This is a genomic window from Bradyrhizobium sp. CCBAU 11357 (assembly GCF_028128865.1).
GTDB lineage: Bacteria > Pseudomonadota > Alphaproteobacteria > Rhizobiales > Xanthobacteraceae > Bradyrhizobium.
On the sequence record NZ_LBJW01000113.1, the window covers coordinates 310,461 to 322,523 of the forward strand.

At 63.7% G+C, this 12,063-nt stretch carries 7 protein-coding genes; 5 read left to right on the forward strand and 2 right to left on the reverse strand.

Features of this window, described 5'->3' with window-relative positions:
- Nucleotides 1–5: 5 nt before the first annotated feature.
- Nucleotides 6–2,282: a transglycosylase domain-containing protein gene (locus tag XI05_RS37310; protein WP_271511050.1), complete on the reverse strand. Its 2,277-nt coding sequence runs from the start codon at nt 2,280–2,282 to the stop codon at nt 6–8.
- A gap of 292 nt (nt 2,283–2,574) precedes the next feature.
- On the opposite strand from XI05_RS37310, the gene XI05_RS37315 reads away from it, so the two are divergent.
- The 5 genes from XI05_RS37315 to XI05_RS37335 all read left to right on the forward strand — a co-directional run bounded on the left by XI05_RS37315 (nt 2,575) and on the right by XI05_RS37335 (nt 9,498).
- Nucleotides 2,575–3,084 (forward strand): YcgN family cysteine cluster protein, encoded by a 510-nt coding sequence (locus XI05_RS37315; protein WP_172784219.1) that lies wholly within the window; start codon nt 2,575–2,577, stop codon nt 3,082–3,084.
- 135 nt (nt 3,085–3,219) lie between these two features.
- On the forward strand, nt 3,220–4,353 hold the full coding sequence (locus XI05_RS37320; protein ID WP_271511053.1) for a patatin-like phospholipase family protein: 1,134 nt from the start codon (nt 3,220–3,222) through the stop codon (nt 4,351–4,353).
- A gap of 11 nt (nt 4,354–4,364) precedes the next feature.
- The gene (locus XI05_RS37325) at nt 4,365–6,386 is read left to right on the forward strand and encodes a S8 family peptidase (protein ID WP_271511057.1); all 2,022 of its coding nucleotides are present in this window, start codon (nt 4,365–4,367) and stop codon (nt 6,384–6,386) included.
- Nucleotides 6,387–6,397: 11 nt separating this feature from the next.
- Complete coding sequence (locus XI05_RS37330; protein WP_271511059.1) at nt 6,398–7,720, forward strand: hypothetical protein; 1,323 nt, start codon at nt 6,398–6,400, stop codon at nt 7,718–7,720.
- 194 nt (nt 7,721–7,914) lie between these two features.
- The gene (locus XI05_RS37335) at nt 7,915–9,498 is read left to right on the forward strand and encodes an MDR family MFS transporter (protein WP_271511064.1); all 1,584 of its coding nucleotides are present in this window, start codon (nt 7,915–7,917) and stop codon (nt 9,496–9,498) included.
- Nucleotides 9,499–9,501: 3 nt separating this feature from the next.
- Here the strand turns inward: XI05_RS37335 and XI05_RS37340 are convergent, their stop codons facing one another.
- Nucleotides 9,502–11,997, reverse strand: coding sequence for a GAF domain-containing protein (locus XI05_RS37340; RefSeq protein ID WP_271511067.1), 2,496 nt, complete (start codon nt 11,995–11,997; stop codon nt 9,502–9,504).
- Nucleotides 11,998–12,063 lie beyond the last annotated feature (66 nt).

Consider the following 12,063-nt stretch of genomic DNA (forward strand, 5'->3'; position numbering starts at 1 on the left):
TTCGATCAGTTCTTGCGCGGGGCGGAGGTGTTGGCGTTCTCTTCCGCATAATTCTGCGGGAAGGCGAGCGCGCTCGTCGACGAGGACGGCTTGCCGTCAGTTGCCGTCGACTTGTTCGCAGCCTTGGCCGCATCATCCAGCAGCTTCTCGACGCGCACCAGGATGTCGGCGCCGCGCTTGGTCAGCACCGGCGGCGGACCGGGCTTGGTCTCCAGCACCTTCGGCGCCGCACTGGCGTGCGCGGCCATCGGCTGCGGCGGCAGCTTCTGGCCCATGCCGATGCCGGGGATCTCACGGACCTCGACGCCCTGATGCGCGGCGAGCATGATGTCGTGCCAGGTCTGCGCCGGCAGCGAGCCGCCGGTCATGCGGTTGGTCGGCGAGTAATCGTCGTTGCCGTACCACACTGCGCAGGTGAAATTGCCGGTGTAGCCGACGAACCAGGCGTCGCGATACGCATTGGTCGTGCCGGTCTTGCCCGCCGTCGGAATGCCGTCCAGCGCGGCGCGCCGCGCGGTGCCTTCGCTGACGACGTGGCTCATCATGCCGGCCATGTCGGCGGCGACGGAGGCGGGGATCGCCTGCCGCGGCTTCGGTCCGTCGCGGTCCCAGCGCCAGACCAGGTCGCCGGCGCCGGTGCGCACTTCCAGCACCGAATGCGGCGTCACCGCCTTGCCGCGGTTGGGGAAGGTCGCGTAGGCCACCGCATGCTCGAGCACGGTGACTTCGTCCGAGCCGATCGGCAGCGAGGGCGTGTCGGGCAGCGGCGCCTTGAGGCCGAAGCGGCGCGCGACCTCGACGATCTTGGCGCGGCCGACCTTGGCCGGGTTCGGCGCCTTCGGCTCGTTCTTCCGGCCAATCTCGATCGACAGCTTCACCGGCACGACGTTGATCGAGCGGGTGATCGCCTGCGTCAGCGTCACCGAGCCGGAATAGGAATGGCCATAATTCTGCGGGCACCAATTGCCGATGCAGACCGGACCGTCGACCACGACCGAATTCGGCGTGTAGCCGTTCAGCAGCGCCGTGGTGTAGACGTAAGGCTTGAACGAGGAGCCCGGCTGGCGATAGGCGTCGGTGGCGCGGTTGAATTGGCTGGCGCCATAGTCGCGGCCGCCGACCATGGCGCGGATGCCGCCATCGAGATCGGCGACGACGGTCGCCGCCTGCGTCGCGTGATAGTCGCGGCCGAACTGGCGCAGCTGGTTCTCGACCGCGTCTTCCGCCGCCTTCTGCACGTTGGTGTCAATGGCGGTGCGGACGACGAAGACGCGCTCGGTGTAGGACTTCGGGAAGGTGTCGACCAGCTTGCGCATCTCGTCGAAGGCGTAGTCGAGATAATAGTTCGGCGAGGCCTCGTCGCGGCGGTCGACCGCGAAGGCCGGGTTGCGGCGGGCGCCGAACACCTGGCCCTCGGTCATGAAGCCGGCATCGACGAGGTTGTCCAGCACGACGTTGGCGCGGGCGCGGGCGGCGGGCAGGTTGATGTGCGGGGCGTACTTGGTCGGCGCCTTGAACAGGCCGGCGAGCATCGCCGCTTCCGCCAGCGTCACGTCGCGCGCGGACTTGTTGAAGTAGAAATGCGCCGCGCCGTCGACGCCGAAGGTGCCGCCGCCCATATAGGCGCGGTCGAGATAGAGCTTGAGGATCTCGTTCTTGGTCAGGCGCCATTCCAGCCAGATCGCGAGGAAGGCCTCGTTGACCTTGCGCTCGATGGTGCGCTCGTTGCTCAGGAACAGGTTCTTGGCGAGCTGCTGGGTGATCGAGGAGCCGCCCTGGCGCACGCCGCCGGCTTGCGCATTGGTGACGAGCGCGCGCGCGGTGCCGGCGATGTCGATGCCGAAATGCTCGTAGAAGCGGCGGTCCTCGGTCGCCAGCGTCGCCTTGATCAGGACGTCCGGAAAGTCTTCCAGCGGAATGGAGTCGTTGTGCTTGATGCCGCGGCTGCCGATCGGATTGCCGTAGCGGTCGAGGAACGTGACCGCGAGGTCGGACTTCTTCAGCCAGTCCTCGTCCGCGGTCTCGCGGAACGCGGGAATGGCGAGGGTGAGCATCACGACGAGGCCGCCGAGCCCGAGGGTTGCGGCCTCCGACAGCGGCTCGATGAACACCCAGCGCTTCCACCGCCCGACATAGAAGCGGTCCATGAAGGTCGAGTAGCGCTCGTAGAGCTCGCGGATGCCCTTGGCCGAGGAGAACAGCGAGGAGTCGATGCGCGCATCGAGATCCAGGAAGAAATTCCGGATCCTCTCTTTCCAATGTGGTGGTATGATCTGGCGCACCTAGAACCCTTGAGGCTTGCTTCGAAAGCGTTCAAGCACCCGGCCGGGGCGGCCTCGAGACGTCTTGCGGGAATGTTGCGGCAAACCCAAGGCGCCCGGCCAGCATCCGAGGGACTTGCCGTTCCTTCTAGCCGAGCGGGCCCCATAAACCAATGGTCACGCTCGCGATTTTGAACAACAGGCCTAATTGACCCCGGTTCATTGCGGGCCTCAAAGGGGCCTCGCTTGCACCCTTGCCGCGGCGCGCCCTAGATGGCGTTGCCGTAGCTCTTTCGAACCGTTGTTGAGGCGCATGACCGCAGCTCCCAAACGACCTTCCGGACAGGAAGGATTCTTCTGGAAAACCAAGACGTTGGAACAGATGTCGGGGGCCGAATGGGAGAGCCTGTGCGACGGCTGCGGCCGCTGCTGCCTCAACAAGCTCGAGGACGAGGACACCGGGCAGATCTACTTCACCCATATCGGCTGCAAGCTGCTCGACGGGATGAGCTGCGCCTGCAAGGACTATCCGAATCGCTCCGACAAGGTTCCGGACTGCGTCCGCCTGACCCCGGCCAATGTCCGCACCCTGAACTGGTTGCCGCCGAGCTGCGGCTACAAGCTCGTCGCCGAGGGGCGCGACCTCTATTGGTGGCATCCGCTGGTTTCGGGTGACCCCAACACCGTGCACGAAGCCGGCGTCTCCGTGCGCGGCCGCGTCGAGGGCAGCGAGGAGGAGGTCCCGGACGAGGAGCTCGAGGACCACATCGTGCACTGGCCGGCGACCTTGCCGAAACGGGCGCGTCTGAAGAAGCGACCTTGAACAGCTGTGCGTAGAGGTCGCACGGAGACACGCTTCACATTCAAGGGTTGAGGTGATATTCTGGTTGTAGATTTTGATCTGTATATACTTAGGTTGTTTGAATGATTGAGGTACCCTAGAATTTTTGGGGGTCCGATGAATACCGATCCGGTTGATCCGATACCGACGGACGACGAGAACAAGCCATTAGAACCAACCACTGCGCTTTGCCTTTCCGGCGGAGGATATCGCGCGATGGTGTTTCATATCGGCGTCCTGTGGCGGCTGTACGAAACGGGACTGCTGCAGAACATCAAGCGCATATCGAGCGTTTCCGGTGGGTCGATCACTGCTGCCATGTTGGCGCTGGCGTGGCCCGAGCTCAGCTTCAAACCTGGCAGCATCAACAGCGATTTCATTCCGAAATTTGTCACGCCGTTGCGCACCTTCGCAGGCGTCACGATCGATGCCGAGTCGGTGATCCTGGGGGCGCTGTTGCCAGGCAGCATCGGCGACCGTATCGCCGAGGCGTACGACGATCACCTGTTTCACGGCAAGACACTGCAGGACATGCCTGACGAGCCGCGCTTCGTAATCAATGCAACGAACGTGCAATCAGGCGCGCTCTGGCGTTTCATGAAGCCTTATATGCGCGACTACCGCGTCGGCGAGGTGAAGAATCCCAAAATCCCGCTGGCGCAAGCCGTGGCGGCTTCCTCCGCTTTTCCCCCGGTCCTCTCTCCATTCGAATTGCGCCTCAAGGAGAGCGATTTCGTGCCCGGTACGGGGCTCGACCTGCAGCGGCCTCCATTTACAACGCGCGTCGTTCTCAGCGATGGCGGCGTCTACGACAATCTAGGCCTCGAGACGGCATGGAAGCGCCACCAGACCGTTCTGGTCAGCGATGCCGGCGGCAAGATAGAGGCTGAAGAGCAACCGGAGACGGATTGGCCGCGGCATTCCTACCGCGTCCTCAATCTGATCGACAATCAGGTGCGTTCGCTGCGCAAGCGGCAGGTCATCGACTCCTTCAAGTCGGGAGCGCGCAAGGGCGCCTACTGGGGCATCCGCACCGACATCGCGGACTACGGCCTTGCCGATGCTCTGCCGTGTCCTTTCGAGCGTACGTTGCAACTTGCGGAGGTGCCGACACGTCTGAAACGGCTGGACGCGACGACGCAGGAAAGATTGATCAATTGGGGCTACGCCGTGTGTGATGCGGCCCTGCGCAAGCATGTTGCGGCGGTCAGGCCAGCGCCTGCGTTTCCCTATCCGCAGTCTGGTGTCTGAGGAAGACGACAATGGCGGACGACAAGGGGCGTAAGCGGCGCGCAAAACCGCAAAGCGGCACACCCAAAAGCCGCGGGCCGACTTGGCCGATCTCGGCCGACGGAAGACCCAAGCAGTTCTCTATTCCGCCCGAAGTGGTCGAACACATCCTCCTGGGTCCCCGCGACGACAGGCGCGTGCTGCAGGACTCGCCGCTGCTCGGCGATGTCTGGGCGGCTTACGCTCTCGATCCGGGCATCGCCCAGGACGTTCTGATTACGCCGCACAAGAATGCGACCGCGGTGAGCGTAGCCCGTACCATCGCAGGCGCGCTGAAACTGCCGGTCGAATCTGCCCCGCCTGGCCGGCCTCCAACAAAGGCCAAGGTCGCCTATTTGCAGGGGCTCGTCGGTGCGCGGCTCTATTTCGACCAGGTGCTTCGCATCCTGGTACCGCGGACACAATGGTGGCGCGAGCCGAAGGTGGCCGAAAGGATCGAAAGCGTAGATGCCGGCGACAATCAGGGGACGATCAAAAAGCTGCTCCAGCAAGGGCCGAGGAGGTCCAACGCGCCGCGCGAACGCACATTGGACAATGCCACGTCGCTCCAAAGGTATATCGCGCTCGCCGGATTGATCTACTGGATTTGCAAGCTGGAACGTCCCGTCGGTTGGGACGAACCGCTTGAGCCACTGACCTTTGAGCAGGCATTGGAACGATACCGGGACTATGCCGACGAGATTCTCTCCGGCATGTTCGCACTTTATGAGGTAGTCAAGGCGGACGAGAACGTTCGGCAGCAGAACGACATCGTCGATGCCAGGAGCGAGCCGGCGGAAGAAAGACCAGCTTGTATTTTCCAGGTATCGCTCAACCGATCGGCCGTTCCCGCGCTCGATCGGTCGGTGCCGGCGGTCAAGGCCGACGCTGCGAGGTCGCTGTTCAACGTCCAGTGCAAGAATATCGTTTGGGCAGTTCTTGATTCCGGTATTCAGAACAATCACGACGCGTTCATGACGTCCGGCGAGAAGCCGGCGTCGCGTGTCAGGAAAATCTTCGACTTCACGAATATTCGCGAGATCGTTAGCAGTGAGACGGGTGACGTCGATGCTCAAACCCGCGAGAAGCTGATCCGAGCGTCCGGGCTCGCTGAAGCCGAGGTGGACGTCAGCCTAGAGAAGATTGCCGAAGACTTCGAGAAGGAGCGCCCCATCAACTGGGCGACCGTCGAAAGGCTGATCACGGTCAAGAGGCCGGATCCAAACGACAAGTCTGAAAAGCTGCCCAGTTCGCACGGGACCCACGTTGCCGGAATCATCGGAGCGGACCAGAAGGACGGCAAATACGCTGGCGGCATGTGCCCGGACATCGGACTCTACGATTTCCGCGTGCTGGGTGCGAGCCTGGAGGAGACCGAGTTCGCCGTCATCGCTGCCATGCAATACATCCGTTACGTCAACGAGCGGCATAACTACATCACGATTCACGGCGCGAATCTCAGCCTCTCAATTCCGCACAATGTGCGCAATTTTGCATGTGGGCGGACGCCGGTTTGCAACGAATGCGAACGTTTGGTCGAAAGCGGAGTGGTGGTCGTGGCCGCAGCAGGCAATCGCGGCTTTCAGAAATTCGAAACGAAGGATGGTCCGTTCGAAAATTATGCCGCCTTCAGTATCACCGATCCCGGAAATGCCGACGGCGTCATCACCGTTGGATCGACCCACGGGAATTGGCCGCATACATACGGAGTCAGCTTCTTCTCGAGCCGCGGTCCGACCGGCGATGGCCGCGCGAAGCCGGATCTCGTCGCGCCCGGCGAGCGGATTCTATCGACCGTTCCGAATGATGATTGGGCTCCGGAATCGGGCACCAGCATGGCGGCTCCGATGGTTAGCGGAGCCGCGGCGATGCTGCTCGCCCGATACGAAGAGCTGATCGGGCAACCGCGCCGAGTCAAACGCATCCTGTGCGACAGCGCGACGGATCTTGGCCGCGAGCGCAGCTTTCAGGGACACGGCATGCTCGACGTGTTGCGGGCACTTCAATCGATCTGAGGAGGAATGCGATGCATTTTAGCCTTGACGTCTTGCGCGCCCGCAAGGGCGATTGCCTGATCCTTCATTTCGGAACAGCTGACGATCCGCACCTGATGCTGATCGATGGAGGACCTGCCAAGGTCTATAAGCCACATCTGGCGCCGAGAATCGCGCAGATTCACCGTTCGCGCGAATTGGAGCCGAATGATCCCTTGCCGATAGACGTTGTGATGGTCAGTCACATCGACGACGATCACATTAGGGGCATTCTCGAACTAACGGCGGATCAGCTGGGGAACAGTCCCGATCTCCGTCTGAAGGTCGCCAGCTTGTGGCACAACAGCTTTGACGATCTGCTCACGACTGCGCCTGAAGAACTGTTGTCCGGGTTTGGGCCGGCGTCATTCGAGGCAGGCACTGCGCGAAGGCCGGATTTTGACTCAATCGAGCCCGACGAAGAATCCGACGAGGAAGAGGTGCATCAGACAGTGGATGTTCTCGCCGGCATATCGCAGGGCCGTCAATTGCGTGATGATCGGGAAGTGTTGCAACGACGCTCGCCGGCGCGTCGGCAGTGGAAACTGAACCACAGATTCGACGGCGAGCTGATCCTCGCGACCGAGGATACGGACGCGGTCATGTTGGATGGTGGCCTCAAGATGACCGTGGCCGGACCGATGCAGCCGGAATTGCTGGCCCTACAGGAAGCCCATGACAAATGGCTGCGGGAGCAAAAACAGGGGAAGAAAAGCCCGGAAGCAATGCTGGCGGCATTCGTCGACAAGTCGGTGCCCAATCTCTCCAGCATCGTCGTTTTGGCCGAAATGGGCGGCAAGTGCATGCTGCTGACCGGCGACGCGCGTGGTGACAAGGTCTTGGAGGGACTTGAGCTGGCCAGGTTGCTTGCCCCCGGAAAGACGCGCCACGTCAATCTTCTCAAGGTGCCGCATCACGGCAGCTCCAACAATCTGGAGCAGGTCTTTTTCGAGCGCCTGCCTGCCGACCACTACGTCTTCTCGGGTGATGGCGAACACGGCAATCCCGAACGTGAGACGCTGGAAATGCTGCTGGAAGCGCGGGGCGTCGACGCCGAATACACAATCCACCTAACCTATCCGATTGAGGAGATAGATATCGAGCGCCAAGCCGACTGGGAAAAGGAGCAGGCCAAGGAGAAGGCGCGCAAGAAGAAGAATCCGGCGACCAAGAAGCCGGTTCGAGAAAATTGGTCGCCGGAAAAGCACAGCCTCGGCGCTCTGTTCCAGAGCAATCCCAAGTTCGGCAAGAAAGTGGTCATCGTTGATCCCGGCAAACCACATCTGATCAACTTGCTGGACCCCATCAAGCTTTAGTGGGCTCGGGGGCGCCCAGGCTCCAAGCTGTACCTCAATACGGCGCCGCTCTGCCGACCCCGGAACCGCGAGGATGCATCGGCGGGATGCACCCATGCGCCGCGGTGCCTGCCTGGGAAGAACTTTCCTCTCTACATTGCCTGCATAGAACGAATCCTTCGCGGCGTTGCGCCGCGTCACGACGTCCGATCGAGATGAACAAGTTCGACCGGCAGAGCAATTCTGCCGACATCCAGGCCTTGCCCGACGATATTGCCGAAGAGCTGTCCCGCCTGCCGAGCGAGGTCATCAGCGTCGACGACGCGCCGTCGATCGCCCCGCCGGTGCCGCTGAGCTCCGACGAGGTCCGCACCATCGTCATCAGCCTGATGCTGACGATGTTCCTGGCAGCCCTCGACCAGACCATCGTGGCGACCGCGCTGCCGACCATCGGACGCCAGTTCCAGGACGTCTCCAATCTCTCCTGGGTGATCACCGCCTATCTGCTCGCCTCGACCGCGGTCGCGCCGGTGTTCGGCACGCTCAGCGACATCTACGGCCGCCGCGTCATGATCATCATCTCGCTCAGCCTGTTCGTGGCGGGCTCGGTGCTGTGCGCGATCGCGCCGAACATGCCGATGCTGATCCTGGCGCGCGGGCTTCAGGGCCTCGGCGGCGGCGGCATCATGCCGGTGGTGCAGACCGTGATCTCCGACGTCGTGAGCCCGCGCGAGCGCGGGCAGTACCAGGCCTATTTCTCCAGCGTCTGGATGGTCGGCGGCATCCTCGGACCGGTCATCGGCGGCGTGTTCGCCGAGCATCTGCACTGGTCGATGATCTTCTGGATCAACCTGCCGCTCGCGGCCGCAGCACTCGCGCTGCTGCTGCCGAAGATGAAGAAGATCCCGGTGTTCCACCGCAAGCGCAAGGTCGACTGGCTCGGCGGCATCTTGCTGATGGCCGCCGCCGTGGTCTTCATGCTGGTGCTGACCTGGGGCGGCACGCGCTTTCCCTGGCTGTCGCCGACCGTGCTGGCGATGGTGGGCGGTGCCGTCGCGCTCGCGGTGAGCTTCGTGTGGCACGCCCGGCGGGCCGACGAGCCGTTCCTGCCACTGCCCCTGCTCGGCGGCAGCGTGGTGCCGTTCGGGCTGATGGCAGGCGGTTGCGCGCTCGGCGCGATCACGGGCCTCACGGTCCAGCTGCCGCTCTATTACGAATCCGTCTATCATCTCACCGCCAGTGAGGCGGGGCTTGCGCTGATCCCGCTCGCGGCGGTCTCGACCGTCGGTGCGGCCGTCGCCGGCCGGACCATGGCGCGGGCCAAGCACTACAAGCGCGTCGCCATCATCGGCACTTCCTGGGCCGTGCTGTGCGGCCTTGGTCTGACGCTGGCGACGCTGCCGCTCTGGGCCCTGCTGACCCTGATGGCCGCGTTTGCGCTCGGCCTCGGCACCACTTTTCCGGTCTGCGTGGTCTCGGTGCAGAATTCGGTCTCGCGGCCTCAGGTCGGCACCATCACCGGCGCATTGAACTTCTTCCGCTCGCTGATGTCCTCGTTCACGGTGGCGGCCTTCGCCGCGATCCTGCTCATCGCCCTAGGTACCGACATCCCGCTCGCCGGCGAGCATCACGCCGCGGGCGCCGTCGCGATTCCCGCCGACGACATGCGGCATGCGTTCCGCTACGTGTTCGGCGCCGCCACCGCACTGATGACGATAGCCGCGCTGTGCCTGATCGCGATGGAGGAGCGCCCCCTGGCCGGGCCCTCGGCCAAGCAATCCGTCGAGATGGCCGAGTAAGGCTCAGCGGCCTGCGTCCGGGAAGCCGCTCTTCCGCGGCAGCCGGATCGTGAACTCCGTGAACGCCCCGAGCTCCGTTGCGACATCGATCGTGCCGCCGTGCTGCTTCACGACGATGTCGTGGGTCATCGACAGCCCGAGGCCGGTGCCTTCGCCGGCCGGCTTGGTCGTGAAGAACGGATTGAACATCTTCTCCTTCACGTCGTCGGCAATGCCGGTGCCGTTGTCACGAATGGTGATCTCGATCTGGTCGCCGCGGTCGCGCGTCGCGGCGGTCACCATCGGCTCGTAGCCGGCCGCGCCGTCGGCCTTGCGCCGGGTGACCGCGTGGAAGCCGTTCGAGATCAGGTTCAGGAGCACGCGGGTGATCTCCTGCGGAAACATTTCGGCATGTCCGGCCGCGGGATCGAGCGCGCGCTTCAGGGTCACGTGGAATCCCGGCTTCTCGGCGCGTGCGCCGTGATAGGCGAGGTTGAGGCTTTCTTCGACCAGCGCGTTGATGTCGCTCAGCCCATGCTCGCCGCCGCCTTCGCGCGAATGCAGCAGCATGTTCTTGACGATGGAATCGGCGCGGCGGCCGTGCTGCACGATCTTGCCGAGGTTGTCCTGCAGAAGCCCCGTCAGCTCGTCGACCTCGCTGCGGACGTTCTCGGGGAGGGGGACCGGCGCGAGCGCCTCGTTCAGCTCCTCGGTCAGCTCGGCAGACAGCGAGGCAAAATTGTTGACGAAGTTGAGCGGGTTCTTGATCTCGTGCGCGATGCCGGCCGTGAGCTGGCCCAGTGATGCCAGCTTCTCGGTCTGGATCAGGCGGTCCTGCGCGGCGCGGAGATCATCGAGCGATTGGGCGAGCTCGCTGGTGCGGGTCGCAACTTCGTTGAACAGGCGGGTGTTCTCGACCGCGATCACGGCCTGGTCGGCAAAGGTCTTGAGCAGGTTGATGGCCTTGTCCGGGAAATGACCGGTCTCCCGCCGCGTCACGGCGATGGTACCGATCGCCACGCCGTCGCGCAGCATCGGCACCACCAGGATGCTGCGATAACCGCGCGTTCGCGCCAGCTCCTTCATGGCCTCGGTCAGACCAGGCTCGTTCTGCATGTCGCTGCGGAAGGCAAACTCGCCGCTCGTCGCCACGCGGCTGTGAATGCCCGACGATGACACGGGTGTCGGAAATGAGCTCAGCAGATCCGCATTGCCGGCCTCATTGTCGGTCGTGAAGGCGGCCAGATGCAGCATGCCGTCGACGACGCGGGTGACGGTGGAGGAATGCGCTCCGATCAGCGCCTTGGCGCTGTCGGAAATGGCCTGGAACACCGGCGTGACATCGGACGGTGAAGCCGCGATCACCTTGAGAATGTCGGCAGTCGCAGTCTGACGTTCCAGTGCTTCCCTGGTCGCGTTGAACAGGCTGACATTCTTGATCGCAATCACGGCCTGGTCGGCGAAAGTCTGCAGCAGGCGCACATGATGCTCGGCGAAGTTGCCGGTCGCGCGTCGCGTCGCGATGATGATGCCGATGGCCTCGCCTTCGCTCATCAGGGGCGTAAACAACATGCTGCGATAGCCGCGGGCGCGCGCGATGTCGCGCGCGGCGGGCTCGAGCTCGGTGTCGGGCAATTGTGCCGCGGCACCTTTGGCCACGAGCTGATAGGGCGGGAATTGCGCGAACGGCACCGGGAACGAGGCCTGGAGCACGCGATCGCCGGTCGGATCGGTCGGGGTGAATGCCGCGAGGTGCGCGGCGCCGTCGATATAGCGCAGCACCGCGGTGGAGAAGCCGCCGATCAGCCGGTTGGCATTGGTCGCGATCGCCTCGAACACCGGCTGCACGTCGGACGGGGAGGCCGCCATCACCTTCAGGATGTCGGCCGTCGCGGTCTGGCGTTCGAGCGCCTCTCTGGTCTCGTTGAACAGGCGTGCATTCTCGATCGCGATCACGGCCTGGTCGGCGAAGGTCTGCAGCAGCTGGACCAGATCGGGCGCGAATGCGCCCGGTACGGCGCGCGTGACGCTGATCATGCCGACCGGCGCGCCGCGGTTCATCAGCGGCATGAACAGCACACTGCGGAAGCCGCGCAGCCGCGCCAGCTCCCGGTTCAGTTCCGGAACGTCGGCGGCCTCGCTGTCGGGAAACTGGATCGTCTCGCCGTCGCGCACGAGGGCAAAAGTCGGGAAGTCCGTGATCTTGCGCGGGAACGACGCCTTCAGCCCTGCGTCCGCCTCCGGGCTGGTCGGTGTGAACGCCACGAGGTGCAGCTCGTCGCCGATGAACTGAAGCACGGTGGCGGAGAAGCCGCCGAGCAGGCGCTTCGCGCTGGAGGCGACCGCCGCAAAGACCGGCCGCGCATCGGACGGCGAGGCCGCGATGGTGCGCAGGATCTCGGCACTGGCGCTCTGGCGATCCCGCGCAGTCGCAAGCTCAGCGCGCAGCTGCGCATTCTCGGCCGCGGCCAACTGCAATTGGCGTTCGAGTTCCTCGATGTCGTGCGAAAGCGTGGTCATTCCTCATCCAGTTTGATGCCGCGACGTGCGCTGCACCGGGCCGGATTATCACATCTTTCGCGGCCG

What these genes read in the sequence shown, in the direction of transcription:
- XI05_RS37315 (WP_172784219.1), top strand. Translation starts at nt 2,575, where the DNA reads ATGACCGCAGCTCCCAAACGACCTTCCGGACAGGAAGGATTCTTCTGG.
- XI05_RS37320 (WP_271511053.1), top strand. Translation starts at nt 3,220, where the DNA reads ATGAATACCGATCCGGTTGATCCGATACCGACGGACGACGAGAACAAG.
- XI05_RS37325 (WP_271511057.1), top strand. Translation starts at nt 4,365, where the DNA reads ATGGCGGACGACAAGGGGCGTAAGCGGCGCGCAAAACCGCAAAGCGGC.
- XI05_RS37330 (WP_271511059.1), top strand. Translation starts at nt 6,398, where the DNA reads ATGCATTTTAGCCTTGACGTCTTGCGCGCCCGCAAGGGCGATTGCCTG.
- XI05_RS37335 (WP_271511064.1), top strand. Translation starts at nt 7,915, where the DNA reads ATGAACAAGTTCGACCGGCAGAGCAATTCTGCCGACATCCAGGCCTTG.
- XI05_RS37340 (WP_271511067.1), bottom strand. Translation starts at nt 11,997, where the DNA reads ATGACCACGCTTTCGCACGACATCGAGGAACTCGAACGCCAATTGCAG.